The sequence below is a fragment of the Microbacterium sp. Root180 genome (assembly GCF_001428485.1).
GTDB lineage: Bacteria > Actinomycetota > Actinomycetes > Actinomycetales > Microbacteriaceae > Microbacterium.
This window is the reverse complement of record NZ_LMHS01000002.1, coordinates 511103-535966: the sequence shown is the minus strand read 5'-3', so window position 1 is coordinate 535966 and position 24864 is coordinate 511103. Positions and strand designations below refer to the sequence as shown.

Annotated in this window: 25 protein-coding genes and 2 tRNA genes; 15 read left to right on the top strand and 12 right to left on the bottom strand. The window is 69.7% G+C overall.

The window, feature by feature from the left end; all coding sequences use genetic code 11:
• Positions 1-94: 94 nt before the first annotated feature.
• The 4 genes from ASD93_RS15885 to ASD93_RS06830 form a co-directional block, all read right to left on the bottom strand.
• A complete protein-coding gene (locus ASD93_RS15885; protein ID WP_157536887.1) occupies positions 95-244 on the bottom strand; it encodes a hypothetical protein in 150 nt (49 codons plus the stop codon).
• 279 nt (positions 245-523) lie between these two features.
• A tRNA-His gene (locus ASD93_RS06840) sits at positions 524-599 on the bottom strand.
• Between the two features lie 37 nt (positions 600-636).
• A complete protein-coding gene (gene orn, locus ASD93_RS06835; RefSeq protein ID WP_056120554.1) occupies positions 637-1263 on the bottom strand; it encodes an oligoribonuclease in 627 nt (208 codons plus the stop codon).
• 62 nt (positions 1264-1325) lie between these two features.
• Positions 1326-1398 (bottom strand) — tRNA-Arg (locus tag ASD93_RS06830).
• Between the two features lie 128 nt (positions 1399-1526).
• Between ASD93_RS06830 and ASD93_RS06825 the strand changes: the two genes are divergently transcribed.
• Positions 1527-1739: a hypothetical protein gene (locus ASD93_RS06825; protein WP_056120552.1), complete on the top strand. Its 213-nt coding sequence runs from the start codon at positions 1527-1529 to the stop codon at positions 1737-1739.
• A 32-nt stretch (positions 1740-1771) separates the two neighbouring features.
• Here the strand turns inward: ASD93_RS06825 and ASD93_RS06820 are convergent, their stop codons facing one another.
• Complete coding sequence (locus ASD93_RS06820) at positions 1772-2398, bottom strand: YczE/YyaS/YitT family protein (protein ID WP_056120548.1); 627 nt, start codon at positions 2396-2398, stop codon at positions 1772-1774.
• Positions 2399-2459: 61 nt separating this feature from the next.
• On the opposite strand from ASD93_RS06820, the gene ASD93_RS06815 reads away from it, so the two are divergent.
• Positions 2460-3884 (top strand): PLP-dependent aminotransferase family protein, encoded by a 1425-nt coding sequence (locus ASD93_RS06815; protein WP_056120545.1) that lies wholly within the window; start codon positions 2460-2462, stop codon positions 3882-3884.
• Between the two features lie 2 nt (positions 3885-3886).
• Here the strand turns inward: ASD93_RS06815 and ASD93_RS06810 are convergent, their stop codons facing one another.
• The gene (locus ASD93_RS06810; protein ID WP_235566900.1) at positions 3887-4147 is read right to left on the bottom strand and encodes a hypothetical protein; all 261 of its coding nucleotides are present in this window, start codon (positions 4145-4147) and stop codon (positions 3887-3889) included.
• 219 nt (positions 4148-4366) lie between these two features.
• On the opposite strand from ASD93_RS06810, the gene ASD93_RS06805 reads away from it, so the two are divergent.
• The 4 genes from ASD93_RS06805 (at position 4367) to ASD93_RS06790 (ending at position 7760) form a co-directional block, all read left to right on the top strand.
• Complete coding sequence (locus ASD93_RS06805) at positions 4367-4879, top strand: single-stranded DNA-binding protein (protein WP_056120540.1); 513 nt, start codon at positions 4367-4369, stop codon at positions 4877-4879.
• 42 nt (positions 4880-4921) lie between these two features.
• Positions 4922-5446: a DUF6993 domain-containing protein gene (locus ASD93_RS16150; protein WP_235566899.1), complete on the top strand. Its 525-nt coding sequence runs from the start codon at positions 4922-4924 to the stop codon at positions 5444-5446.
• A 105-nt stretch (positions 5447-5551) separates the two neighbouring features.
• Positions 5552-7231, top strand: coding sequence for an energy-dependent translational throttle protein EttA (ettA, locus tag ASD93_RS06795; RefSeq protein ID WP_056120538.1), 1680 nt, complete (start codon positions 5552-5554; stop codon positions 7229-7231).
• Between the two features lie 10 nt (positions 7232-7241).
• The gene (locus tag ASD93_RS06790) at positions 7242-7760 is read left to right on the top strand and encodes an acyl-CoA thioesterase (protein WP_235566898.1); all 519 of its coding nucleotides are present in this window, start codon (positions 7242-7244) and stop codon (positions 7758-7760) included.
• 4 nt (positions 7761-7764) lie between these two features.
• Here ASD93_RS06790 and ASD93_RS06785 read toward each other — a convergent pair whose 3' ends face one another.
• Positions 7765-8625 carry an acyl-CoA thioesterase gene (locus ASD93_RS06785; protein WP_056120955.1) on the bottom strand — a complete coding sequence of 287 codons (861 nt, stop codon included), beginning with the start codon at positions 8623-8625 and terminating at the stop codon, positions 7765-7767.
• Between the two features lie 104 nt (positions 8626-8729).
• Between ASD93_RS06785 and ASD93_RS06780 the strand changes: the two genes are divergently transcribed.
• Positions 8730-9407: a hypothetical protein gene (locus ASD93_RS06780; protein WP_056120534.1), complete on the top strand. Its 678-nt coding sequence runs from the start codon at positions 8730-8732 to the stop codon at positions 9405-9407.
• A 22-nt stretch (positions 9408-9429) separates the two neighbouring features.
• Here the strand turns inward: ASD93_RS06780 and ASD93_RS06775 are convergent, their stop codons facing one another.
• The 4 genes from ASD93_RS06775 to pepN all read right to left on the bottom strand — a co-directional run bounded on the left by ASD93_RS06775 (position 9430) and on the right by pepN (position 15315).
• Positions 9430-11100 carry an FAD-binding dehydrogenase gene (locus ASD93_RS06775; RefSeq protein ID WP_056120531.1) on the bottom strand — a complete coding sequence of 557 codons (1671 nt, stop codon included), beginning with the start codon at positions 11098-11100 and terminating at the stop codon, positions 9430-9432.
• Positions 11101-11158: 58 nt separating this feature from the next.
• Positions 11159-11629: a globin gene (locus tag ASD93_RS06770; protein WP_056120528.1), complete on the bottom strand. Its 471-nt coding sequence runs from the start codon at positions 11627-11629 to the stop codon at positions 11159-11161.
• Complete coding sequence (locus ASD93_RS06765) at positions 11626-12702, bottom strand: mechanosensitive ion channel family protein (protein ID WP_056120523.1); 1077 nt, start codon at positions 12700-12702, stop codon at positions 11626-11628. The genes ASD93_RS06770 and ASD93_RS06765 overlap by 4 nt, the downstream gene beginning before the upstream one ends.
• A 66-nt stretch (positions 12703-12768) precedes the next feature.
• Entirely contained in the window at positions 12769-15315 is a 2547-nt protein-coding gene (gene pepN / locus ASD93_RS06760; protein ID WP_056120521.1) for an aminopeptidase N, read from the bottom strand.
• A gap of 142 nt (positions 15316-15457) precedes the next feature.
• Between pepN and ASD93_RS06755 the strand changes: the two genes are divergently transcribed.
• From ASD93_RS06755 to ASD93_RS06720, 8 genes are all read left to right on the top strand, one after another.
• Positions 15458-16684 carry a ferrochelatase gene (locus tag ASD93_RS06755; RefSeq protein WP_056120518.1) on the top strand — a complete coding sequence of 409 codons (1227 nt, stop codon included), beginning with the start codon at positions 15458-15460 and terminating at the stop codon, positions 16682-16684.
• A 51-nt stretch (positions 16685-16735) separates the two neighbouring features.
• Positions 16736-17281: a ribose-5-phosphate isomerase gene (locus ASD93_RS06750; protein WP_056120515.1), complete on the top strand. Its 546-nt coding sequence runs from the start codon at positions 16736-16738 to the stop codon at positions 17279-17281.
• A gap of 7 nt (positions 17282-17288) precedes the next feature.
• On the top strand, positions 17289-18287 hold the full coding sequence (locus tag ASD93_RS06745; protein ID WP_056120511.1) for an Fpg/Nei family DNA glycosylase: 999 nt from the start codon (positions 17289-17291) through the stop codon (positions 18285-18287).
• A 39-nt stretch (positions 18288-18326) separates the two neighbouring features.
• Entirely contained in the window at positions 18327-18965 is a 639-nt protein-coding gene (locus ASD93_RS06740) for an FMN-binding negative transcriptional regulator (protein WP_056120506.1), read from the top strand.
• Positions 18962-20467: an amidohydrolase gene (locus ASD93_RS06735; protein ID WP_056120503.1), complete on the top strand. Its 1506-nt coding sequence runs from the start codon at positions 18962-18964 to the stop codon at positions 20465-20467. Before ASD93_RS06740 ends, ASD93_RS06735 begins: the two co-directional genes overlap by 4 nt.
• Before the next feature lie 88 nt (positions 20468-20555).
• Positions 20556-22109, top strand: a complete 1554-nt coding sequence (locus ASD93_RS06730; RefSeq protein ID WP_056120953.1) for a multicopper oxidase family protein — start codon at positions 20556-20558, stop codon at positions 22107-22109.
• On the top strand, positions 22090-23472 hold the full coding sequence (locus ASD93_RS06725) for a sensor histidine kinase (RefSeq protein WP_056120501.1): 1383 nt from the start codon (positions 22090-22092) through the stop codon (positions 23470-23472). The genes ASD93_RS06730 and ASD93_RS06725 overlap by 20 nt, the downstream gene beginning before the upstream one ends.
• 20 nt (positions 23473-23492) lie before the next feature.
• Positions 23493-24152 carry a response regulator transcription factor gene (locus ASD93_RS06720; protein ID WP_056120497.1) on the top strand — a complete coding sequence of 220 codons (660 nt, stop codon included), beginning with the start codon at positions 23493-23495 and terminating at the stop codon, positions 24150-24152.
• A 59-nt stretch (positions 24153-24211) separates the two neighbouring features.
• Here the strand turns inward: ASD93_RS06720 and ASD93_RS06715 are convergent, their stop codons facing one another.
• Positions 24212-24694 (bottom strand): Dps family protein, encoded by a 483-nt coding sequence (locus tag ASD93_RS06715; protein WP_056120493.1) that lies wholly within the window; start codon positions 24692-24694, stop codon positions 24212-24214.
• Positions 24695-24864: the final 170 nt, after the last annotated feature.

Below are 24864 nucleotides of genomic sequence, written 5' to 3'. Positions count from 1 at the left end.
GTCTCTCGCGCGTTCCGTCGCGTGAGAACCAATCCGACGACGTTCACGAGCGCCGCGTACACGACCAGTGCGAGAACCAGCCAACCCGTGACGCTCACCCGTGGTCGACGGATTCGGCGGGTGCCGGCGCGGGGAACACCTCGAACTGGTGCTGGGCGATCACCGCGGCGTCCTCCCAACTCGGGTGATCCCGGGCGATGTCGGCGAGGTTCTGCGCGACCGCCCGCTCGTAGCCGAGGGTCAACCAATACTTCCGGCTGCGTTTCGGGGCTCGCATCGTCACCACGAGGGACCGCCCGCCGATTCTGAAGCGAGATCGCCCATGGTTTCTCTGACGATCGCTGCGGCGCGGTACTCGCGGGCCGTCTGTGGAACTACGCACATGATTGGAAGAGTCCAATCGTGCCCCGATCATGACGTCTCAGGCGGCGCTCGCTCGTCGCCCATGACGAGCACGCGACGTCGCGCCGTCGACGGCGTTCTCAATCGCGCGAAGACGGCCCGGAATGCACTGCCGAGAAGTTGGGGTGAGTAACGGGGCTCGAACCCGCGACATCGGCCACCACAAGGCCGCGCTCTACCAACTGAGCTATACCCACCATGTCTCCCGCGTGAGCGGGCAACCAGAAGATTCTCTCACACGTCCGAGGCGAATGACGACACCGCGGCCGCCGCGGCGGCGCGCGCACCATCGCTGGTGGGGCCCGGTTCGGGGACGAAGACGGCCTGGCGGTAGTACGCGAGCTCGCGAATCGATTCGAGGATGTCGGCGAGCGCCCGATGGCCGCCGTCCTTCGCGGGAGCGTGGATGTACGCGCGCGGATACCAGCGGCGCGAGAGCTCCTTGATGCTCGACACGTCGACATTGCGGTAGTGCAGCCAGTGGTCGATACGCGGCATGTACTTCGCGATGAACATGCGGTCGGTGCCGATGGTGTTCCCGGCGAGTGGAGCCTTGCCCTCGAGAGGAACGAACCGCTGAATGTACTCGAGCGCTTGGAACTCGGCGTCTGCAACGCTGACCCCGTGCGGGATCTCGTCGAGCAGGCCGGACTTCTCGTGCATCTTCGTCACGAACTCGTTCATGTTGGTCAGCGCCGACGCGTCGGGTTTGATGACCACCTGGAACCCCGGATGCATCGGTCGCAGCTCAAAGTCGGTGACGACGACGGCGATCTCGACGAGTTCGTCGACCGCGAGGTCGAGACCGGTCATCTCGCAGTCGATCCAGACAAGTCGATCGTTTTCAGGTGCCCCCACCATGCGCTCCATCCTATTGACGGCCCCGGACGCCGTCTGTTCGGCACGGGCGCCGACGGCGAAAGCCCCTCCGGGAGGATTCGAACCCCCGACCTTGCGGGTAGAAACCGCTCGCTCTGTCCCCTGAGCTACGGAGGGAAAGGTGAGAGATCAGGCTATCGGTTCACACGCCCAGGCGTGAAAGGCCGCTGCGGCGCGTGGGAGGCTGGCGAACGGTGCGAAGGCGGCGTAGCGTCGGCAACGGACGCATCGAAAGGAGTTCGCTCATGAGCACCACGGAGACGCACCACCCCCTGTGGGTCGCCTACGGCCCGTCGGGAGTCGTCGGCAGCATTCGCAAGGACGACGACGGGTACACCGTGACGATGGCCGGCGCCGACGGCTCGGCCGGAAGCTACCCCTCGATGGAGATCGCGAAGAGCGCGCTCCATTCGCGGATGGTTCCCGGGAGCGATTGGCCGCAGTTCCGCGAGCACTGACGCGGGCACCGAGACGAGGCGCCCGCTGCGTCTCAGTCGCCGGGGACGGCGACGTCGACGCGCGCCTTGTCCGCCACGGGCAGACCCCGCCGTGTGTCGAGGAGCGGAAGCGCGATGTGCACGAGTGGGCCGATCAGGAAGGCGAACAGGACCGTCCCGATCCCCACGGTGCCGCCGAGCAGCCAGCCGATCAGGAGCACGCTGAGCTCCACGAGTGCGCGGCAGGTCCAGATCGGCCATCCGAGTCGCTTGTGCATGCCGGTCATCAGTCCGTCGCGCGGCCCGGGGCCGAAGTGCGCGCCGATGTAGAGACCTGAGGCGAGAGCCACGACCAGGATGCCCCCGATCAGGACGGCGAATTGCGCCAGAGGCCCCGACACCGGCGGGAAGATCCACAGGACGACCTGCATGCTCGTTCCGACCAACAGGATGTTCGCGATCGTTCCGATGCCGGGCTTCTGACGCAACGGGATCCACAGCAGCAGCACGAAGAAGCCGAGGATGTTGGCGATCCAGCCGATGCCGATGCCGGTGTGGATCGAGATGCCCTCGGCCAGCACTGTCCAGGGGTCGACGCCGAGTCCCGCCTGCACGGTCATCGCACAGCCCACGCCGTACAGGACGAGGCCGACGAGGAGTTGGATGACGCGACGGACCATGGTGCCATCCAATCGCATGATTGGCCTGTGGTGAACAGGCCAATGTGGGTAATCTGGCCCCATGGACTCTCGGATCTCGGCTCGCGCGCTGGCTGTCGCGATCGGCGGGTGGCGCACGCGGGAACCGGCCTACGAGGCACTTGCTGACAGCATCCGCCTGCTGTGCCTCGACAACAGGCTCGCACCTCGCACCGCCCTGCCCGCCGAGCGCGAACTCGCCAACGCACTCCAGCTCAGTCGGAGCACGGTCGCCGCCGCCTACCGCAGCCTGCGCGAGACCGCGCACATCGCGAGCGTCCGTGGATCGGGGAGCGTCACGCTGCCACTGCAGCGGAGGGATCCCGGGCGCACCGTCGCCACGGAAGGCACGATCGATCTGCAGCAGGCGAGTCCGCCGGCATGGCCGGGCCTCGCCGGGATCATCAGCGAGATCGCCGCCGGTGCCGCCGCGCTCGTCTCGCGCGTGGGCTACGACGTTCTCGGGAGCCTCGAACTCCGCGAGGCGATCGCCGCGCACTACGAGCGGCGAGGGATCCCCACCAGCCCCGCCGAGGTGCTGGTGACGACGGGCGCGCAGAGTGCGATCCACCTGGTCGCATCGGTTCTCCTGGGGCGCGGGGACCGCGTCGTGATCGAGACGCCCACCTACCCGCATGCCGTCGACGCGCTCCGGCGCTCCGGGGCCCGACTGGTGGGAGTTCCGGTGACGACCGATGCCGGATGGGACCTGGACCGTGCCGAGCAGGCCTTCGCACGCACCATGCCGGTGATGGCGTACCTCATGCCCGACTTCCAGAACCCCACCGGCCGTTCGATGGAGCCGGGGGAGCGGAACGCCTTCCTCGTCGCGGCCGAGCGTGCGGGGTCGGTGCTCGTGCTGGACGAGACAACGGCAGATCTGGATATCGATCGCGGGCCGGCGCCCGCGGGCTTCGTCGGTGCGGCCCCCGGCGGAGTGGTGAGGATCGGTTCGCTCGGCAAGACGGTCTGGGGCGGGCTCCGCGTGGGCTGGATCCGGGCAGAGGGCGACCTCGTGCGTCGATTCGTCGCCGCACGCCCTGCGCACGACCTGGGCACACCGGAGTTCGAGCAGGCGGTCGCGGCGGCGCTCTTCGACGACTTCGCGGCGATCTCGGCGCAGCGCTCCGCGCTCCTTCGCCACGGGCGCGACACGCTTACCGCCGCACTTCGGAGACAGCTCCCATCGTGGCGCGTTCCGCACGCGCGCGGGGGAGTCTCGCTCTGGATCGAACTGGATGCGCCGTTGAGCTCGGGCCTGGTGATGGATGTGCGCTCGCGCGGGGTGCTGCTCTCGGCGGGCCCACGATTCTCGGTGGACGGTGGGCACGACCGCCACCTTCGCGTGCCGTTCACGGCCCCTCCCGACGACGCGGTGCGAGCAGTGGCGCTGCTCGCGGAGTCATGGGAGCGGGTCAAGGCCGGAGCGCCGGTCTCGATCGTGGACCGGTTCGAATCGGTCGTCTGATCTCATCGCGCGAAGCGCAGGCAGTCGAGTGCGTCGGACAGGCTCCAGAAATCGCCGAGGTCGAGGAAGGCGCGTGAGGCCGCGTGGAACCGGCGCGCGCGGTACCCGACTGCTCCGCCTTTCGCCAGCGCCTGCAGATGCCCGATCACTCGCCCGCTGCGGTCGACGACGCGCCACAGCGACGGGGCGGCTTCGAGCAGCTGCACGGGGACGCCGGGCGGGATCGTCGGGCGGGGGATGGCCGTTGTGTCGGTGAGGGTCATGAGGTTTCTCCCTTCGCGTTCGAACATATGTGCGACCTCCGACATTCTCGGAAGTCCGATTCCTCCCCAGGTGCGGCCGTGGCGCCCGCATCCTCAGATGTCAGTGCCGCGCATCGAGGGAGTGTTCTCGCACGCCAGGTTTGACCCACCGCCGGCGCTCGACGGGCACTCGAGCGTCGGCGGTGCCGGGGAGGGTCCCCGAAGGCAGGAGGAGGAGAAGTGAACGACACGATCACCATCACGGGGAATCTGGCGAACGACCCCGAACTGAAGCACACACCCGGCGGGGTCGTCATCGCGTCGTTTCGCGTGGGCAGCGGACGACGCAAGTTCGACAAGGCCGCGAACGCGTGGGTCGACGCCGGCACGAACTGGTACGCGGTCTCGGCGTTCCGGAGCCTCGCCGAGCACGCCCACGCCTCACTGCGTCGGGGGGACCGCGTGGTGCTCACCGGCCGCCTGCGGATCCGCAGCTGGGAGAACGACACCGCCCGCGGCACCGCCGTCGAGATCGACGCGGACGCCATCGGCCACGATCTGATGTGGGGGACGAGCGTCTTCACCAAGGCGACGCGCGCGTCCGCGCCCGCCGCCGAGGAGGCCTGGGAGCCCCCGAACGACGGTGCCGATGCCTGGGCGACGCCCGGGAGCCCGCCGCCCTCGGCGGCCCCTGCCTCGAGCGCCGAGGAGCCTCGTCCGATCGCGCTTGCCGGCGTCGAAGGGCCGTTCTGAGTTCACAGCAGCGCTCGGGGTACCGGGACCTATACTCACTGCGTGGCCCGATACCCCGAGCGATTCCCGCCTTCACGCGCCGCTCGCGGATACGCTGCCGGGCTGGTCCTCGCACTGGTCTTCACGGTGGCCGGATGCACGGTCGCTCCGCCGGTCGGGCCGTCGATGAGCGCGGATCCCAGCGACAGTCCTTCGACGACTCCGAGTCCGGACCCGTCGAGTCCCGCCGCAGAACCCGAGCTGGTCCCGGACGGGAACGCGTACGACAATCTGCCGCTGTTCACGGCGGTCACGGAGCGTGTGTGGGCATCGCCCGACCGTGTGGCGGGGCGCGCCTATGTCGATGCGCTCGTGGCAGCAGGGTTCGACAAGTCGGCGATGGAGGTGACGGCCGACCTCACCACGATCGGGAATCCCGTGGAGAGCATCCAGTTCTCGGTGCTGTGGGGACAGCAGTGCCTCGTCGGACAAGTCGGCCCCACGACGGGAGATCCCGTCACCGTGGTCATGCCGGTCGTCCCGGAGGACGGCTGCCTTATCGGTGAGACCCGCGCGATCGACTGGTGAGGCTCGTCCGTCCGTCACGCCGAGGCGGTCGGCGCCTCGTCGCAGCCTCCCGGCCGGTAGGCTGGGACGCTGACGTCGTCACGGTTTAGGAGAACGTTCACTCGAATGGCTGAATACATCTACTCGATGGTCCGCGCCCGCAAGGCGGTCGGAGAAAAGCTCATCCTGGACGACGTCACCATGGCGTTCCTCCCCGGTGCGAAGATCGGCATGGTCGGCCCGAACGGCGCCGGCAAGTCGACGATCCTGAAGATCATGGCCGGGATGGACACGCCCTCCAACGGCGAGGCCAAGCTCAGCCCGGGGTTCAGCGTCGGCATCCTGATGCAGGAGCCCGAGCTCGACGAGTCCAAGACGGTGCTCGAGAACATCCAGGACGGTATCGCGATCAAGGCGAAGGTCGACCGCTTCAACGAGATCTCGGCCCTCATGGCCGATCCCGACGCCGACTTCGACGCGCTGCTCGCCGAGATGGGCGCGCTCCAGGAGGAGATCGACGCCGCCGACGCGTGGGACCTCGACTCGCAGCTGGAGCAGGCGATGGACGCCCTCCGCACGCCGCCGGGGGATGCGGAGATCGGCCCCCTGTCGGGCGGCGAGAAGCGCCGTGTCGCGCTGACGAAGCTGCTGCTCCAGAAGCCCGACCTGCTGCTGCTCGACGAGCCCACGAACCACCTCGACGCCGAGAGCGTGCTGTGGCTGGAGCAGCACCTGCAGAAGTACCCCGGCGCCGTGATCGCCATCACGCACGACCGGTACTTCCTCGACAACGTCGCGGAGTGGATCGCCGAGGTCGACCGAGGCCGCCTCATCGGCTACGAAGGCAACTACTCGACGTACCTCGAGAAGAAGGCCGAGCGACTCGCCGTGCAGGGCAAGAAGGACGCGAAGCTCGCGAAGCGCCTTGCTGACGAGCTGGAGTGGGTGCGTTCGAACGCCAAGGGCCGCCAGGTCAAGTCGAAGGCGCGTCTCGCGCGCTACGAGGAGATGGCGTCAGAGGCCGAGCGCACGCGCAAGCTCGACTTCGACGAGATCCAGATTCCGCCGGGTCCGCGACTGGGCAGCATCGTCATCGAGGCGAAGAAGCTCCAGAAGGGCTTCGACGGGCGCTCGCTCATCGACGGGCTGACCTTCAGCCTCCCGCCGAACGGCATCGTCGGCGTCATCGGCCCCAACGGCGTCGGAAAGACGACCCTCTTCAAGACGATCGTGGGGCTCGAACCGCTCGACGGCGGCGACCTGAAGATCGGCGAGACCGTCAAGATCAGCTACGTCGACCAGTCCCGGTCCAACATCGACCCGAACAAGACGCTGTGGGAGGTCGTGTCCGACGGCCTCGACATCATCACGGTCGGAAAGATCGAGATCCCCTCGCGTGCCTACGTGTCGAAGTTCGGCTTCAAGGGTCCCGATCAGCAGAAGAAGGCCGGCGTGCTCTCCGGCGGCGAGCGCAACCGTCTGAACCTCGCGCTCACGCTCAAGGAGGGCGGCAACCTGCTGCTTCTCGACGAGCCCACCAACGACCTCGACGTCGAGACCCTGCAGTCCCTGGAGAACGCGCTTCTCGAGTTCCCCGGCTGCGCGGTCGTGATCACGCACGACCGGTGGTTCCTCGATCGCATCGCGACCCACATCCTGGCCTACGAGGGCACCGACGAGGATCCCGACAAGTGGTACTGGTTCGAGGGCAACTTCGAGGCGTACGAGGAGAACAAGATCGAGCGCCTCGGCCCCGAGGCGGCCAAGCCGCACCGCTCTGCCTACCGCAAGCTCACGCGCGACTGAGGCTCACGCCGTGACCGACATCGCCGACGACACTGGCCGCGATCGCGGGCGGCGCCTGCACCTCCCCATCCACCTGCGGTGGGGCGACCTCGACGCGTTCAACCACGTCAACAACACCTCGATGCTGAAGCTGCTCGAAGAGGCGCGCGTGCGTGCCTTCTGGCTGCCGCAGCCCGGCGAAGACGCCCCCGACACGGCGGTCCTCGAGTCGAGCATCCACAGCGGAGTGCTCACACTGATCGCACGGCAGGAGATCGAGTACCTCGCCCCGGTGCCGTACCAGCGGCATCCACTCGATGTGCAGATGTGGTTCGGCAAGCTCGGCGGCTCGAGCATCGAAGTCTGCTACGACGTGTGCAGTCCGGTCGAGACCGCCGGCGACAGCGGACAGACCCTCTACGCCCGCGCCACCACAGTCGTCGTCAAGGTGGATGCCGAGTCCGGCCGCCCCCTGCGGCTCTCGGCGACCGAGCGGGACGCCTGGTCGCCCTACCTCGGCGAGCCGATCGAGTACGCGCACCGGCGCTGACGCGTCACGTCGCGGGCGGAGCCGCCTCCGGGACACGGACCATGATCTCCTGGGCCACGCTCGCCAGCAGCGTGCCGTCGTGTGTGTAGATGCGCCCTGTCGCCAGGCCGCGCCCGCCCCGCGCGCTCGGCGACTCCTGGACGTACAGCATCCACTGGTCCACCCGTCCGAAGCGGTGCCACCACATCGCGTGATCCAGGCTCGCCACCTTGAGGCCGCGCATCGCCCACGGGATGCCGTGCGCGCGCAGGATCGACTCCTGGATCGTCAGGTCGCTGAGATACGCGAGCGCGGCACGGTGGATCGCCGGGTCATCGGGGATCGGCCGGCGTACCTTCATCCACACCGCCTGGCTGGGCTCCCTCTCACCCTCGACGGACAGGTAGATCGGCGAGGGCACATGCCGCAGATCGACCGGACGATCGGTGAACAGGCGCTTCGACATCGGATGGAGGCCTTGCAGATGCGCCTCGATGTCCGGCAGCTCTTCGGGGCCGGGCACGCCCGTCGGCATAGACGCCTCGTGCTCGATGCCCGGATCCTCGTCCTGGAACGACGCGATCATCGAGAAGATCGGCACGCCCTCCTGGAAAGCCTGCGTGCGGCGGGTCGAGAACGAACGCCCGTCGTGGATGCGATCCACGGCGAAGGTGATCCCCTTGGCCGAGTCGCCCGGGCGCAGGAAGTATCCGTGCATCGAATGGACGGTGCGGCCCTCCGGGATCGTCCGCTCCGCGGCAACGATCGACTGAGCGAGCACCTGGCCGCCGTAGACCCGCCCGAGCGGCATCGACTGCGAGACACCCGTGAAGATGTCCTCGGTCGTGCGCGCGTCCGAAGCGGCGAGGTCGAGCACCGACAGCATCGAGGCCACCGGGTCGGGATCGGGCTCCCAGTCCGCCTGTTCCACGGCTCTCCCTTCCGGGGGCCGCCCGCCACCCATCGCTCCGCTTGGTAGCTTAGAGGGCGATGTCCCCCCGTCTTCTGCTCGCCGACGCCGAGTCCGCCTCCGACGCGCTGACCTTCGCCGGTCGCGCGGACCGCTTCACGGACGAACCGGTCCGTCTACAGGCGACCGGGGGAGTGCTCGTCATGACGGCCGCTCCGCTGGCTCCCCGCGGCATCGGCGACTCCACCCCGACGGTGCTCGCGATGCGGACCCTGGGTGCCGACCCCGAGCTGGTGTGCGACGTCGTGGTCGAAGCATCCGCCCTCACTGCAGCGCCCGACGATGCGACCGCCGTCCAGCTGCCCGAGACCGCACTCTCGCCTGCGTGGGCCGGCATCGCACCGCCGCGGACGGGCTGGTCTGCGCGCGCCGGCGTCGACGCCTCTCAGCTGGCCGCCAAGGCGCAGCACGGCATCGCTCGCGTCGCCGAGACCGTGCCGACGGATGCCGGTGAAGACGTCGTCCGGGCGATCCGCGCCACCGTATGGGGCGCGCCCGACGAGGAGCTCGGAGGGCTTCCGCTCGGAGCGGCCTTCGCCGCGATGAGCATGGGATTCATCAGCGGCGCCGAGACCGCCCGCGTGTTCACGAGCGGACCCTGGACCCGCGTGAGCCTCGATCGCGGACACGTGATCGTCCGGGGACCGGTCGCCGTCGGTCTCACCGCCGTACGCCGCACCGGGATGTCCTCGCACTGACCTCCGCGTCGCCGGAAAGCGCTCAGACGGCGCCGGCCGCCGCCCGACCGGCCGTCCGGCCTGAGAACAGGCATCCGCCGACGAAGGTGCCCTCGAGCGCGCGATAGCCGTGCACGCCGCCGCCGCCGAAGCCGCTCGCCTCGCCCGCAGCGTACAGACCGGGGATCGGCTCGCCATCCGCGCCGAGCGCACGGCCGGACAGATCGGTCTCGATGCCGCCGAGCGACTTGCGGGTGAGCACGTGGAGCTTCACCGCGATGAGCGGACCCGACTTGGGATCGAGGATGCGATGGGGGGTCGCCGTGCGGATCAGGCGATCGCCGCGGTACGCGCGGGCCGAGCGCAGCATCGCGATCTGCGCGTCCTTGGTGAAGTCGTTGTCGATCTCGCGATCGCGTGCCTCGATCTCGAAGCGCACGCGATCCCCGTCGAGAACGTCACCGCCGGGGAGCGCTTTCATCCCCGTGATCAGCTCGTCCAGGGTGTCGCGCACGATGAAGTCGGCGCCCTTGTCCATGAACGCCTGGACGGGGCCGGCGGCACCCTTGCCCAGTCGGGACTTCGCCAGCAGACGCACGTCCTTACCGGTGAGGTCGGGGTTCTGCTCGCTCCCCGAGAGGGTGAACTCCTTCTCGATGATCTGCTGCGACAGCACGAACCACGAGTGGTCGTGCCCGGTGGCGCGCAGGTGGGCGAGCGTGCCGAGCGTGTCGAACCCGGGGAAGAGCGGTACGGGCAGCCGGGTGCCGGTCGCGTCGAGCCACACGGACGACGGTCCGGGCAGGATCCGGATGCCGTGATCCGGCCAGATCGGATCCCAGTTCTGGATGCCCTCGACGTAGTGCCACATGCGGTCGCCGTTGATGAGCCGCGCGCCCGCGGCCTCGCTCACGCCCTGCATCGAGCCGTCGACGTAGGCGGGTACCCCGGTCACCATGGTGGTCGGCGCCGTGCCGAGCCGCTCCGGCCACCAGCGGCGCACGAGCTCGTGGTTTCCGCCGATGCCGCCCGACGAGACGATCGTGGCTCCCGCCGCGATCGAGAACGACCCCACGACCTCGCGCGAGGATGCCACGCCGCGAGCGGCACCCGACGGCGCGAGGATCTCGCCCTCGGCGCCGGTGACGGTGCCGTCCGCAAGGGTCAGCGCCGTCACGCGGTGGCGCGGCAGGATCGTGATGCGGCCCTTGCCCTCGCCCGCCTCGACGGCGGCCTGGAACGGTGCGACGATGCCGGGGCCGGTGCCCCACGTGATGTGGAATCGGGGCACGGAGTTGCCGGGGCCGGTCGCGGTGTATCCGCCCCGCTCGGCCCATCCCACGACGGGGAAGAATCCCACGCCCTTCTCCTTGAGCCACGCGCGCTTCTCCTGGTGCGCGAACTGCAGATACGCCTCGGCCCAGCGCCGGGGCCAGAGATCCTCTTCCCGGTCGAAGGCGGCATTGCCGAACCAGTCCTGGCGCGCGAGCTCGATCGAGTCCTTGATCCCCATCCGCCGCTGTTCGGGCGAGTCGACGAAGAACAGGCCGCCGAACGACCACCAGGCCTGTCCGCCGAGGTTGGAGCGGGGCTCCTGGTCGACGATCACGACACGCTTTCCCGCGGCGACGGCCTCGGACGCGGCCACGAGACCGGCCAGGCCCCAGCCGATCACGAGGACGTCCGCGGTGTGCGAGGTGGACCCTGCGGGCATGTCGACTCCTTCGTCGAGGTGGGGTGTGTGTCGGGTGGGGGTGGGCGGGAACGGCGGGTCAGTCGGCGGGCGGAACGGCGGTGACTGAGAGAGACGGACCGGATGCCGCATCCCGGCCCTCCGAGGAGGGGCCGATGCCGGTCGGCTCGAACGTGTTCACCATGGCCTGTGCGGCACGCTCCAGATAGTCCCACAGCGTCGCCTCGTGCAGCGGTGACAGGTGAAGCTCATCGACGGCCACGCGCATGTGCGCGAGCCAGCGGTCGCGCGCGTCCGGATTGACGTGGAACGGTGCATGCCGCATGCGCAGCCGAGGATGCCCGCGCTGCTCGCTGTAGGTCGTCGGGCCGCCCCAGTACTGCTCGAGAAAGCCGGTGAGCCTCTCTTTGGCAGGGCCGAGATCCTCTTCGGGGTACATCGGCCGCAGCACGTCATCTCCGGCGACACCGCGGTAGAACGCGTCGACCAGTCGCACGAAGGCGTCATGACCGCCGATCTCGTCGTAGAAGCTCGGAGGGACGGCGCTCACGGCGTGGCCTTCGGGTCGTCGCCTGTCGGCGGTGCCGTCTTGGACGTGCGCTTGGGCTTCCAGACCGGGCGTGATGCCGCGGGCGGTGGAGTGACGGCGGTCGGCTTGGTCTTGGGAGGGTTGGCACCGCGCACTCGCTGGGCGCCCTCGATACCCGACGGCATGATCGTGTTCAGCGCCGGCAGGGTGACGCCGGCCTCGTCGAGCGCCCGCTTCAGTCGCATCCGGAGTTCGCGCGCGACGTCGTCCTTCGCGTTGGCGCGCGTCTTCATCACGAGTCGGATGACCAGCGCGTCGCCCGAGATCGACTCGAGCCCCCACACCTCGGGCTGTTCGAGGATCCGCGTGCGCCACTTCGCGTCCTTCGCGAGAGTGCGCGCGGTGTCGAGCAGGATCTTCTCGACCTCGTCGATGTCGGCATCCACCGGGATCGACAGATCGACGATCACCCGCGACCAGCCCTGCGACAGGTTGCCGATCCGGGTGATCTCGCCGTTGCGCACGTACCAGAGCGTGCCGTTGACGTCGCGCACATGCGTCACGCGCACACTGACGTACTCCACGATTCCCGACGCGAGGCCGAGATCGACGACGTCGCCGATGCCCACCTGGTCCTCGGCCACGATGAAGATGCCGTTGAGCACGTCCTTGACGATGTTCTGTGCTCCGAAGCCCAGACCCGCGCCGATCGCGGCGGTCAGGAGCGTCAGCGATCCGAGTGCGGTGGGCGCGAGGACGTTGATGGTCAGCAGAATGGCGACGATCGCGACCGTGACACCGACGATGTTCTGGAGGATCGATCCCAGGGTGCGCGTGCGCTGGACGAGACGCACCGACGCGAGCGGCGATCGCTCGAGCGCCTGGGTGTCATCGACATTCGCCTTCGACTTCGCCCCCGAGACGATGCGGGCCACGACCCGGTGGATCACGATGCGCAGGATCCACGTGATGATGAGTGCGCCGACGAGGATGCCGGCGACGGTGAGCGCATTCCAGCCCGCCCTGGCCAGGAAGTCCAGGAAGTCGCTCCACAGCGTGGGGGGAGCGGGCTCGGTGGTGGAGAGGGGGATCATCGTGTCGATCCTAACGACGCCAGCCTCGGCCCCGCCTGAGTGCGGGGCCGAGGCATCCGATCCCGGCTACTGCGCGTCGCGCTCCTGCACCGACAGCGCGCGCTCGACGCCGGCGAGGTTCTCGGCGACGAGGCGGCGCAGGGCCGGAGCGGCGTCGGTGTTCGCCTCGAGCCACCCGCGCGTCGCGTCGCGCAGCGCGAGATTCGCGAGCGCGGACGGGTAGAGCCCGAAGATCAGGTACTCGGCGATCTTGTAGCTGCGGGACTCCCAGATCGGCAGGAGCGCGGCGAAGTACGGCTCGACGTATGACGCGAGCTGATCGCGCCCGGCCGGGTGCACGAAACCGAGCGCCGCAGAGCGCACGATCGTGTTCGGCAGGTCGTCGTGATCGACGAGCGACGACCAGGCGACGGCCTTGGCCTCGGCGGTCGGGAGAGCGGCCTTCGCCTGGGCGGCGAACTCACCGCCCTTGGCCGTGTTGTCTGCGGCGAGTGCGGCGTCGATGTCCGCCACCGTGACGACCCCACCGGCGGCGAGGGCCACCAGGAGCTGCCACGACAGGTCTGTGTCGATGTCGAGGCCGGAGAACGAGACCTCCCCGTCGCGCACCTGGCGCACCTTCTCCCACTGCGCCGTCGTCGCGGCAGCGCCGGCGAAGGCGGTGACGAACTGCAGCTGGCTGTCGCTGCCCGCCTCGGCGCCCTCGGCCAGCGCCCACAGGGCATCGGCGACCTTCTGGCGCGTGAGGTCGCGCTTGTCGGGCGCGACATAGGAGTTCGCGGCGAGCTGCAGCTGCGCGAGCGTGGTCCGCACGGTGGTCGACTCGGTCTCGGAGCCGATGTTGCGCAGCACCAGGTCGACGTAGTCGGAGGCGGATGCCTCGGCATCGCGGGTCTGGTCCCATGCGGCACCCCAGACCAGCGAGCGAGCGAGCGGATCGCTGATCTTCGCGAGGTGGCCGATCGCCGTCTGCAGCGAGCGCTCGTCGAGGCGGATCTTCGCGTACGCGAGGTCCTCGTCGTTGAGCAGCACGAGATCGGGGCGCTTCACTCCCTTCAGCTCGGGCACCTCGGTGAGGTCGCCGTCGACATCGAGTTCGACGTGGTGCACGCGCACCAGGGCGTCGCCCTCGAGGGAGTAGAAACCCACGCCGAGGCGGTGCGGGCGGATCGTCGGGTAGTCGGCGGGGGCCGTCTGCACGATGGCGAAGCGGGTGATCGCGCCGTCGACATCGGTCGCGATCTCGGGAGAGAGCGTGTTGACGCCGGCGGTCTCGAGCCACTTCTTCGACCAGGTCGACAGTTCGCGGCCGCTCGTGGTCTCGAGCTCGGACAGCAGGTCGGACAGCTCGGTGTTGGACCACTCGTGCTTCTTGAAGTACGCCGCGACGCCCGCGAAGAACTGCTCGATGCCGACCCACGCGGCGAGCTGCTTGAGCACCGATCCGCCCTTGGCGTAGGTGATGCCGTCGAAGTTGACCTGGACATCCTCAAGGTCGTTGATCTGGGCGACCACGGGGTGGGTGGAGGGGAGCTGGTCCTGGCGGTACGCCCAGGTCTTCTCCATGGCGTTGAACGTGGTCCACGCCTCTGTCCACTCGGTGGCCTCGGCGGTGGCGATCGTCGACGCCCACTCGGCGAACGACTCGTTGAGCCACAGGTCGTTCCACCACTTCATCGTCACGAGGTCGCCGAACCACATGTGCGCGAGCTCGTGGAGGATCGTCACCACGCGGCGCTCCTTGACGGCGTCGGTGACCTTCGAGCGGAAGACGTAGCTCTCGGTGAACGTGACGGCGCCCGCATTCTCCATGGCGCCCGCGTTGAACTCGGGCACGAAGAGCTGGTCGTACTTCTCGAACGGGTACGCGTAGTCGAACTTGTCCTCGAAGTACGTGAAGCCCTGACGCGTCTTCTCGAAGATGTAGTCGGCGTCGAGGTGCTGCCACAGGCTCTTGCGGCCGTAGACGCCGAGAGGGACGACCCGCCCCGAGGAGCTGGTCAGCTCGGAGAACGTGGCCTCGTAGGGGCCGGCGATGAGCGCGGTGATGTACGAGGAGATGCGCGGGGTGACTGGGAACGCCCACGTGGCAGTGCCGTCGCCGTGACCCTGCGGATCGGGCGTGGGGGAGTTGGAGACGACCTTCCACGCCTCGGGCGCGGTCACGGTGAACTGGAACGTCGCCTTCAGATCGGGCTGCTCGAACACCGCGAACATGCGGCGCGAGTCGGGCACCTCGAACTGCGAGTAGAGATAGACCTCGCCGTCGACCGGGTCGACGAACCGGTGGAGCCCCTCGCCGGTGTTGGTGTAGAGGCAGTCGGCGTCGATGACGAGCTCGTTCTCGGCAGCGAGGCCGGTGAGCGCGATGCGCGAGTCGGCGAAGGCGGTCGCCGGGTCGACGGCGCGACCGTTGAGGATGATCTCGCGGACGTCGCGCGCGATGAGGTCGATGAAGGTGTCCGCGCCGGCGGTGGCCGAGAAGCGGACGACGGTGCGCGACGCGAAGACCTCCGCGCCCTTCGTCAGGTCGAGCACGACCTCGTACGAGTGCGTGTCGACGATGGCGCGGCGCTCCTGCGCCTCGATGCGGGTGAGGTTCTCTCCAGGCACTGCAATGCTCCCGTGGGTGTGGGTGGATACGGCGGGCACGGCGTGGATGACACCGGCGGCAACCGGTCCAGCCTATTCCAGCCCCCGGCCGGGAGCGTCGCCTGTGCGATCCCGGTGTCCGTGACGGTGCGAGGATGGAGGGGTGACCTCGGGAGCGCAGAACTTGTCCGACACGTCGTCCGCCGACGGCGCCGTGCCCTTCGCATCGCCGGCCGCGGCATCCGGATCGCCGTTCGTCGAGGTGCCGGTCGCCTATGACGGGATCCTGCTGGCCGGGTTCGGCGGTCCCGAGGGCCAGGACGACGTGATCCCGTTCCTGCGGAATGTCACGCGCGGGCGGGGAATCCCCGACGAGCGACTCGAAGAGGTCGCGCACCACTACCGCCATTTCGACGGCGTGAGCCCCATCAACGCCCAGAACCGCGCCCTCAAGGCGGCGCTGGAGACGGAGCTGGCCCGCCGGGGGATCGCTCTGCCGGTGTTCTGGGGCAACCGGAACTGGGCGCCGTACCTCGAGGAGGCGGTGACGGATGCCGCATCCTCCGGCCGCACGAACCTGCTGGCTCTCGCGACCAGCGCGTACTCCTCGTTCTCGAGCTGCCGCCAGTATCGGGAGGACTTCGCGCGCGTTCTCACCGACACCGGCCTCGCCGGCACCGTCACGATCGACAAGGTGCGCCAGTTCTTCGACCATCCCGGTTTCGTGCAGCCGTTCGTCGACGGGGTGCGCGACGCGGTCGCCGGATTCCTCGCCGACGGGACTGCGCCGGAAGCGATCCGCGTGCTGTTCTCCACGCACAGCATCCCCACAGCCGATGCTGAGCGCTCGGGACCGCGGGAGGGCGACCCCGCACACCGCGACCTCGGCGAAGGCGGCGCCTACGCCGCGCAGCATCTCGCGGTCGCGGAGGTGGTGATGGCAGCCGTCGCCGCCGAGATCCCGTCTGCCGCGCGCATCGGCTGGGAGCTCGTCTACCAGAGCCGCTCCGGCCCGCCGAGCCAGCCCTGGCTCGAGCCCGACGTCAACGACGTGATCGCCGATCTGCCCGGTGCCGGGGTCGCCGCGGTCGCCATCGTTCCGCTGGGCTTCATGAGCGACCACATGGAGGTGCTGTGGGACCTCGATACCGAGGCGATGGATGCCGCGGCCGAGGTCGGCATCCGCGCCGTTCGCACGCAGACGCCCGGCGTCGACCCTGCCTTCGTCTCGGGGCTGGTCGACCTCGTCGAGGAGCGCCTCGCGGGCACGCCCGCTGCCGACCGGCCGCATGCGACGGAGCTCGGACCCTGGTTCGACGTGTGTCGTCCCGCGTGCTGCGAGAACGTGCGTGCGGGCTTCCAGCCGGCCGCCGCCGGCGTCGCGCCCTGACCCCCGTCACCCGCGCCGGGAGCTCCGGCGCCGCTCCCTAGGATGGTGCCCATGCGCATCCATATCGCGACCGACCACGCCGGCCTCGAGTTCTCCACGCAGCTGCAGCACCATCTGGCGGCCGCGGGACACGAGGTGATCGACCACGGCCCGCTCGAGTACGACGCGCTCGATGACTACCCGGCCTTCTGCATCCGCGCGGCGCAGGCCGTCGTGCGAGACCAGGCCGCGGGCATCGAGGCTCTCGGCGTCGTCTTCGGCGGATCGGGCAACGGCGAGCAGATCGCCGCGAACAAGGTCGTGGGCGTGCGGGCTGCGCTCGCCTGGAGCATCGCGACCGCCGAACTCGCACGCGAGCACAATGACGCGAACGTCATCGCGATCGGAGCACGGCAGCACACGTTCGACGAGGCGTCGACCTTCATCGACCGCTTCATCGCGACCCCGTTCTCCGGCGAGGAGCGTCATGCGCGGCGCATCGGTCAGCTCGCGGCGTACGAGGAGGACGGTTCGCTCGAGCCGGACCCGCGCGCGACGACCGGTCGGCCCGACGTGCTCGCCGCCGACGACAGCTCCTTCGACCCCGAGGCGGGCTGACCTCGCGATGCCCGAGGGTCACTCCGTCCACCGGATCGCCCGTCAATTCGACCGGAACTTCGTCGGTCGCGAGGTGTCCGCCTCGAGCCCGCAGGGACGGTTCGTCGAGGGGGCCGCGATGATCGACGGCAGGACCGCGACGGCCGTGCGGGCGGTCGGCAAGCAGATGTTCCTCGAGTTCGACGACGACCTGTGGCTGCGGGTTCATCTGGGGATGTACGGGGCGTGGGACTTCGCCGGTGAGATCCTCGTCGACCCCACGATCGCCTCGGCGAACGGGCGCATGGGGCAGACGAACCAGCGCGGCACCGACATCGCCCCGCCGATCCTCGACTCCGCCGGAGAGAACTCCCTCACCTCGATCGGGGCTCCGCGCAAGGCCCGGGTCCATGTGCGCATGTCGGAGCAGACGACGGGTCTCGCGGACGACGGCGACCAGTGGCCGCCCACTGTCGTCGGACAGGTGCGTCTGCGCCTGCTGACATCGTCGACGGCGGCCGACCTGCGAGGACCCACCGCGTGCGCGCTCCAGACGCCCGACGAGGTCGCCGCGACGATCGCCAAACTCGGACCCGATCCGCTCGTCGACGACGTCGCCGAGGGCGAGGAGCGGTTCACCGCGGTCGTGCGCCGCAAGCCCACGCCGATCGGCCTGCTGCTCATGGACCAGTCCGTCGTGAGCGGGATCGGCAACGTCTACCGCGCCGAGCTGCTCTACCGCGCGCGACTGAACCCGCACACCCCCGGACGCGATGTGCCCGAAGAGATCGTGCGGGAGCTGTGGCGCGACTGGGTGCGGCTGCTCGCGATCGGCGTCGAGACCGGCCAGATGATGACGATGGACGACCTGTCGCCCGACGCGTACCGCCAGGCGATGGCGAGCCGGGACGATCGGCACTGGGTCTATCACCGCGCCGGGCTGCCGTGCCGCGTGTGCGGCACCGAGATCGTCGTCGAGGAGGTCGCCACGCGCAAGCTGTACTGGTGCCCCTCGTGCCAGCGCTGATCGCCGTCTCGCGCGGGTGCCGACCGTAGGCTGGGAGCCATGCGCCAGAACCCGAGCTTCGCGATGACGGATGTCACCGAGCTGCGCCGTCTCATCGATGCGAACCCGTGGATGACCCTCGTCAGCGCGACGGACGAGGGGCTCGTCGCCTCGCACTACGCCGTGCTGCTCGACGAGGACCGGGACGACCTCACGATCGTGGGCCACGTCGGCAAGCCCGACGACCTCATCCACGGACTGGGCGAGCGCGAGCTCCTCGTGGTGGTGCAGGGCCCGCACGGCTACATCTCGCCGAGCTGGTACGGCGACTCCCCGAACGTGCCGACGTGGAACTTCGTCTCCGCGCATCTGACCGGCGTCCCCGAGATCCTCACGCCGGACGAGAACCTGGTCGTGCTCGACCGGCTCGTCGCGCGTTTCGAGAGCGGGATGCCGCAGCCCCGCCTGCTCTGGGAGCGTCCGAACGATCCCGACTACGTCACGCGGCTCGAGCGGGGCACGGTCGGCTTCCGGCTCACTCCGACGAAGGTCGTCGCCAAGCGCAAGCTCAGCCAGAACCGACCGGACGACGTCGTCGAGACGATCATCGCGGAGCTCGGCGCGGGTGGCGATTACGCCGATCCGCGGCTGCCCGCGGAGATGCAGCGCGCTCTCGACGCCCGCAGGGCTGCACGGTGAGCGGGGCACTCGGGGAGAGCCCCGCGGTGCTCGCCGAGGTGCGGCTGACCGGATCGGAGCGCACCGACCCGTTCGACGACGATCTCGTGGACGTGCACCTCGCCGACGGCGTCGTCGTCGACATCGCACCGGCTCGGGCGCTCCCGCGCACGGGTCTCGTGGTCGACGGCGGCGGCGGATGGCTGATTCCCGGACTGTGGGACCACCACGTGCACGTCGTGCAGTGGGCGCTGGCCGCCCAGCGCGAGCCGCTCGGCGGCGCGACGTCGGCCGCTCACGCGGCCGAGATCATGGGCACGGCCGCCGTGCTGCCCGACGGTCGCCGCATCGGAACCGGGTTCCGCGACGCCCTGTGGAGCGACGCCCCCACGCTGGAGGTGCTCGACGCGGCGACGGGGGACGTCCCGACGTACCTCATCAACGCGGACGTTCACAGCGTGTGGCTGAACTCGGCGGCTCTGCGCCGCGAGGGTCACATTCCCGACGGCGTCGGCATGCTCCGCGAAGCGCCCGCCTTCGAGATCTCACGACGCCTCAACGCCGTGGCGCCGGAGATCTCCGACCCTCTCGTGGAGCGGATGGCACGGGACGCCGCCGCGCGCGGCGTGGTGGGCCTCGTGGATCTCGACATGGCGTGGAACGAGGATGCCTGGGCACGGCGGACGAGCGCGGGATTCGATGCCCTGCGGATCGAGTTCGGGATCTATCCGGAGTTCCTCGACCGGGCGATCGCCGACGGACTGCGGACCGGCGACGTCGCGCGCGGCGCGGCATCCGATCTGGCTCGCGTCGGTCCGCTGAAGGTCATCACGGACGGCTCGCTCGGCACGCGCACGGCGGCGTGCTCTCACGCGTATCCGGACGATCCTCACAATCTCGGCGTGCTGACGGTCGAGATCGGGACGCTCGTCGACCTCATGACCCGCGCGACGGGAGCGGGGATCGCGTCGGCGATCCACGCGATCGGCGACGTCGCGAACACGCACGCCCTCGACGCCTTCGCCGCCACGGGCGCGTGGGGCACGATCGAGCACGCGCAGCTGGTGTCGCACGCCGACATCCCGCGGTTCGGACGCCTCGGCGTGGCGGCGAGCGTGCAGCCTGAGCATGCGATCGACGACCGTGACATGACCGACGCGATCTGGGCCGGGCAGACCGCCCAGCCCTATCCGCTGCGCTCGCTCGCCGACACCGGGGCGAATCTGCTGTTCGGCTCGGACGCGCCCGTGTCGCCGCTCGACCCCTGGGCGGCGATGGCGGCGGCGGTCTTCCGCACCCGCGACGGCCGTGCACCGTGGCAGGCGCACCAGCGGCTCGATGCCGCGACGGCGCTCGGCGCATCGACCCACGGCGGATCGGCCACTCCCGCGCGCATCGAGCTCGGCATGCGCGCCGATCTCGCCGTCTGCGCACGGGATCCGCTGCGTGCGAGCGAGGCCGAGCTGCGCGATATGAGTGTGCAGGCGACGCTTCTCGGAGGCAGGCTCACTCACCTGGCCTGATGTCCCGCGCCCGAGGGGGGACAGCCCCCGTACCGATCGGGGTGAGGATCGGATGCCGGCGCGCGGCCTCGCTCACGAGGCTGGAGTCATGGTCCTGCCCGTGCCCTCGCCCGTTCCGGCGGCTCCCGCCGTCCCGCGCCGTCGCCGCCGTCGCGGCCTCGTCGCCGTGCTCATCGCCATTCCGCTCGCGCTGCTGGTTGTCGGCGTCGCCGTGTGGTTCGCATTCAACGCCACGCGTCCGACGCCGCCCGCGGCCGGAACGACGACCTTCGCACAGCCCCTGCGAATCCCCGCGCTCGCTCCCTCGACGGTCGAGGACGGCGTGCGCGTCTTCCGGCTCGAGGCCCGCGAGGGCCGTACCTCGTTCGTCGCGCAGGGCGAGACGCCGACCCTGGGCTACAACGGCGAATACCTCGGCCCGACCCTCGTCGCCGCGCGCGGCGAGCGCGTCCGCGTCGAGGTCCGCAACGCGCTCGACGAGAGCACGACGGTCCACTGGCATGGCATGCACCTGCCGGCCGCGATGGACGGCGGCCCCCACACGCCGATCGCCGCGGGGGAGACGTGGGCGCCGGAGTGGCTCGTCGATCAGCCTGCGGCATCCCTCTGGTATCACCCGCACCTGCACGGCCGCACGCGTGAACAGGTCGACGCGGGCCTGGCCGGGATGTTCCTGCTCACCGATGACGAGGAGGCAGCGCTGACGCTGCCGCGAGAGTACGGCGTCGACGACGTGCCCCTCATCGTGCAGGACCGCTCGTTCAGCGCGGACGGCGCCTTCGGGGGCGGCCTGGGGATGCAGTTCGACGGCGTGCTCGGCGACACGATCCTGGTGAACGGCACGATCGCCCCGTACTTCGAGGCCTCGACCGAGCGTGTCCGGCTGCGCCTGCTCAACGGGTCGAGTGCCCGCATGTACGACTTCGCCTTCGACGACGGACGCCCGTTCGATCTCATCGGCACGGACGGCGGGCTGCTGGCCTCACCCGTCGAGTCCACCAGCATTCCGCTCTCGCCCGGCGAGCGCGCCGAGATCGTGGTGACGCTGACACCCGGGGAGCGGGTCGTGCTCCGGTCGCAGGCGCCCGATCCCGCCCTGCACGCCGGCGGGGCGGCCTTCGACGTCCTCGAGCTGCGCGCCGCGGCATCCCTCGTGGCCTCTCCTGAGGTGCCGCCGACGCTCGCGATTCTTCCCGGGGCGAGGGAGGCGGATGCCGCCGCCCAGCGCTCCTTCGAGATGTCGGGGCACGAGATCAACAACCGCGAGATGGACCTCGGACGCGCCGACTTCACGGCGACCGTCGACACGAGCGAGGTGTGGACGGTGCGCAACGACAATCCGCTGCCGCACTCCTTCCATGTGCACGACACGCAGTTCCGGGTGCTGGCGGTCGACGGAGCCCCGCCTCCGGCGCGGCTCTCGGGCTGGAAGGACACGATCGCCCTCGAGTGGGACCGCGAGTACCGGCTGCTCGTGCGCTTCGAGGATTACGCCGATCCGACGACTCCGTACATGTATCACTGCCACCTGCTGTGGCACGAGGACCAGGGCATGATGGGACAGTTCCTGGTCGTCGAACCGGGCCAGAAGGCCGACCTGCGACGTCCCGAGGGAGATTCCGATGACCACGATGACCACTGACGCCCCCGTGGCGGTGGCAGCGCCCGACGGCTTCTGGGCGTCCTACGGGCGGGCCTGGACCCGCACCCCGGGCAGCGCCGTGTATCTCCTCGCGGTGTTCGTGCTGGCGATGGTGTCCGTGAGCGTGCTCGCCTCGCTCTTCTGGACCGGGGTCGGACTGCTCGTGCTCGTCATCGGCCTGCCGATCGTCGTCGGCACCCTGCTGGTGGCGCGCGGCTTCGGGGTCGCCGATCGCGGGCTGCTGTGGCTCACCGGGTTGCCGCGCATCGAAGAGCCCGAGTGGAACCGCGACCAGCCCGGCACCGGCGGCTTCTGGATGACGCTCACCCGCCCGCTGCGCAACGCGCACTACTGGGTCTACCTCGTGCACGGCATGATCGTGAGCCCGATCATCAGCACCATCTCGTTCGTGCTGACCACCGTGTGGCTGAGCGTCGGGCTCGGCGGCCTCACCTACTGGTTCTGGGGTGTCTTCCTCCCTCGCGGCGACGGCGGCGAGTGGGGCCACTACGTGTCGGACGCGCTGCCGTGGATGTTCGGCGCCTGGCCGTCCTGGACCGTCGAGGTGGTGCTCTACCTGATCGCCGGAGTGCTCTTCACGTTCACGATGCCGTGGGTGCTCGGCGGCCTTGCGCTGGGGCACCACGCGGTCGCCAAGGGCATGCTCGGACGCTGGGAGTCGGACGACCTCGCGGCCGAGGTGCGTGCCGAGGCGGCGGCCCGCACGTCGGCCGTGCAGGCCGAGGACGTCGCTCTGCGCCGTCTCGAGCGCGACATCCACGACGGCCCGCAGCAGCGCCTCGTGCGCCTCCAACTCGATCTCGCCGCTCTCGAACGCCGTGCCGAGTCGGGAGACGCGGATGCCGCGGCCGAGCTCGCGCGCGAGGCCCGCGGTCATGCCAAGGCGGCGCTCGACGAACTTCGCGCGCTCTCCAGCGGCGTAGCACCGCCACTCCTGCAGGACCGCGGGCTGGCCGCCGCCCTCGCGGCCACGGCCGCGGGCGCGCCGCTGACGGTGCACACCGACATCGATCCCGCGATCGACCAGGTGACCAGTCCTGAGGTCGCGCGCACCGTGTACTTCGTCGTCGCCGAGCTTTTCACGAACGTGGTGAAGCACTCCGGCGCCTCCGCCGTCACCCTCAAGGCCGCGCTGCGGCCGTCGCTCAGCGGGGCGCCGTCGATGCTCGATGTCTGGGTCGTCGACAACGGACGCGGGGGAGCGGTGTACGCGGCAGGTCACGGCCTGGAGGGACTGCGAGAGCGCATCGCGGGGTTGCGGGGAATGCTCGTCGTCGACAGTCCCGTGGGCGGCCCGACATCCGTCGGTGCGCACGTCCCGCTCGCGGCAGCGGCATCGTGAGCGATCCCTATGCTGACGGTATGCCAGATGCCGAGGCGGTCCGCGTCGTCCTCGTCGAGGATTCCGTCCTCCTGCGGGAAGGGCTGGTGCGCCTGTTCGACGAGGCCGGCTACGTCACCGCCGGAGCGTGGGGCGACGCCGAGGACATCGTCGCGCGGGTGCGGGCGGCGCGGGCGGATGTCGCGATCCTCGATGTGCGGCTTCCGCCCGGATTCCGGGACGAGGGGATCCGGGCCGCGCTGACGCTGCGCTCGGAGCTTCCCGAGGTCGGCATCCTCGTTCTCAGCCAGTACGTCGAGGGCGTCTATGCGCGGGAGCTCCTCGCCGGCGGGGACGGCGGAGTCGGGTATCTCCTGAAGGATCGTGTGACATCTCTGGAGGAGTTCACGGATGCCGTGCACCGCGTCCGCGAAGGCGGGACGGTGCTCGACCCGCTCGTCGTGCAGGGACTGATCGCCTCGCGCCCGGATCCTCTCTCGAGACTGACGCCGAGGGAGCGCGACGTGCTGACGCTGATGGCCGAGGGCCGCAGCAACGCGAGCATCGCGGCGCGTCTGTTCATCGGCGTCGGCGCCGTGGAGAAGAACATCAGCGCGATCTTCGCGAAGCTCGGGCTCGAGGAGTCGGGGACCGAGCACCGTCGGGTGCTCGCCGTGCTCGCCTTCCTCCAGCGCGGCTGATCATGCAGAACGCCCCCGGCCGCAGCCGGGGGCGTTCTGGCGACTCGATGCCGCGCGGGTCACTCCGCGAGGTGCGCGAAGAGGAACCAGCGGTCCTTCTCGAGCGTCTCCTTGATGCCGATCGCCACGTCCTGGCTCGTGAGGTCGAACTCGTCGAGACCGTCGATGGCGGCCTGGACATCGGCGATCACGAGGTCCATGTCGGTGATGACCGTGCGAATGAGGGCATCCCACTGGGTGAAACCCGCGGGGACCGCGGAGCTGGTCCTCGCGGCGACCGTGCTCGCACGGGCGTCGATCGGCAGCCCCAGTGCGACGATGCGCTCAGCGGCCTGGTCGGCGCCGGCCTGCGCGTTGGCGACGACCGAGTCGAGCAGTTCGTGGATCGCGATGAAGTTGGCACCGCGGACATTCCAGTGGGCCTGCTTGCCGTTGACGGCGAGGGCCTGGAGTCCGAGGACCACGGGGGTGAGGAACTGGGCGCTGGCGGCGGCCACGGTCGGGTCGGCGGCGGTGGCGGGGGTGGTGTTCGTCTTCGTCATGTCTCGTCTCCATCTTCGAGAGGCCGCCTTCTGCGACGTGCGCCCTCCGGTGAATGCAACGCTACTCAGGCACAGTCATTCCGCAAGCAAGTGAAGGCTCCGCTAACCCGGTGTCGCGGACGGCCGACCTGTCGGGACGGATTGTCAGCCGGAAGCGGCTAACGTCGTTG

What these genes read in the sequence shown, in the direction of transcription:
- orn (WP_056120554.1), bottom strand. Translation starts at nt 1,263, where the DNA reads ATGGTGGGGGCACCTGAAAACGATCGACTTGTCTGGATCGACTGCGAG.
- ASD93_RS06825 (WP_056120552.1), top strand. Translation starts at nt 1,527, where the DNA reads ATGAGCACCACGGAGACGCACCACCCCCTGTGGGTCGCCTACGGCCCG.
- ASD93_RS06820 (WP_056120548.1), bottom strand. Translation starts at nt 2,398, where the DNA reads ATGGTCCGTCGCGTCATCCAACTCCTCGTCGGCCTCGTCCTGTACGGC.
- ASD93_RS06815 (WP_056120545.1), top strand. Translation starts at nt 2,460, where the DNA reads ATGGACTCTCGGATCTCGGCTCGCGCGCTGGCTGTCGCGATCGGCGGG.
- ASD93_RS06810 (WP_235566900.1), bottom strand. Translation starts at nt 4,147, where the DNA reads ATGACCCTCACCGACACAACGGCCATCCCCCGCCCGACGATCCCGCCC.
- ettA (WP_056120538.1), top strand. Translation starts at nt 5,552, where the DNA reads ATGGCTGAATACATCTACTCGATGGTCCGCGCCCGCAAGGCGGTCGGA.
- ASD93_RS06785 (WP_056120955.1), bottom strand. Translation starts at nt 8,625, where the DNA reads ATGCTGTCGGTGCTCGACCTCGCCGCTTCGGACGCGCGCACGACCGAG.
- ASD93_RS06780 (WP_056120534.1), top strand. Translation starts at nt 8,730, where the DNA reads ATGTCCCCCCGTCTTCTGCTCGCCGACGCCGAGTCCGCCTCCGACGCG.
- ASD93_RS06775 (WP_056120531.1), bottom strand. Translation starts at nt 11,100, where the DNA reads ATGCCCGCAGGGTCCACCTCGCACACCGCGGACGTCCTCGTGATCGGC.
- ASD93_RS06765 (WP_056120523.1), bottom strand. Translation starts at nt 12,702, where the DNA reads ATGATCCCCCTCTCCACCACCGAGCCCGCTCCCCCCACGCTGTGGAGC.
- ASD93_RS06750 (WP_056120515.1), top strand. Translation starts at nt 16,736, where the DNA reads ATGCGCATCCATATCGCGACCGACCACGCCGGCCTCGAGTTCTCCACG.
- ASD93_RS06745 (WP_056120511.1), top strand. Translation starts at nt 17,289, where the DNA reads ATGCCCGAGGGTCACTCCGTCCACCGGATCGCCCGTCAATTCGACCGG.
- ASD93_RS06740 (WP_056120506.1), top strand. Translation starts at nt 18,327, where the DNA reads ATGCGCCAGAACCCGAGCTTCGCGATGACGGATGTCACCGAGCTGCGC.
- ASD93_RS06730 (WP_056120953.1), top strand. Translation starts at nt 20,556, where the DNA reads ATGGTCCTGCCCGTGCCCTCGCCCGTTCCGGCGGCTCCCGCCGTCCCG.
- ASD93_RS06725 (WP_056120501.1), top strand. Translation starts at nt 22,090, where the DNA reads ATGACCACGATGACCACTGACGCCCCCGTGGCGGTGGCAGCGCCCGAC.
- ASD93_RS06720 (WP_056120497.1), top strand. Translation starts at nt 23,493, where the DNA reads ATGCCAGATGCCGAGGCGGTCCGCGTCGTCCTCGTCGAGGATTCCGTC.
- ASD93_RS06715 (WP_056120493.1), bottom strand. Translation starts at nt 24,694, where the DNA reads ATGACGAAGACGAACACCACCCCCGCCACCGCCGCCGACCCGACCGTG.